Genomic DNA, 541 nt, shown 5'->3' with positions numbered 1-541 from the left:
CAAGGCTGACGAAGCAAAAAGGCTTCGATTTGATCAAGCGGGTATTGCATGAACTGTTTGAAGAAGAAGACATGCAGCTGATCGTTTTAGGAACCGGAGAAGCGGAATTTGAAAATTACTTCCGCTATATGGAGCATGCTTTTCCGGACAGGTGCAAGGCGTATATCGGTTTTCATGAACCGCCCAGCCGCAAGATTTATGCCGCGAGCGATCTTTTCCTGATGCCTTCAAAATTCGAGCCGTGCGGTCTTGGACAGCTGATTGCCCTCAGGTACGGCGCGGTGCCGGTTGTCAGGGAAACAGGCGGGCTTCATGATACGGTGACCGCTTACCGGGAAACAACCGGTGAAGGCAACGGTTTTACGTTCGCCCATTTTAACGCCCATGATATGAAGCATACGATCAAAAGAGCACTGTCATTTTATCACAGGAAAGAAGAGTGGGGCAGGATCGTTCAAAAAGCGATGACACATGATGTCAGCTGGGCTTTGTCAGCCCGTCAGTATCAGCGGTTATACAGCCGGGAGATAAAGGGGGAAGC

At 50.1% G+C, this 541-nt stretch carries 1 protein-coding gene; it reads left to right on the top strand.

Annotation, left to right across the window (positions count from 1 at the left end; genetic code table 11):
* The coding region (locus ACWHAR_RS31200; protein WP_452088944.1) for a glycogen synthase at positions 1-541 on the top strand (541 nt) is incomplete at both ends.

It is taken from the genome of Bacillus sp. LR--39 (assembly GCF_053613335.1).
The sequence above is the reverse complement of the archived record's forward strand: the minus strand, read 5'-3'. Positions and strand labels throughout refer to the sequence as shown.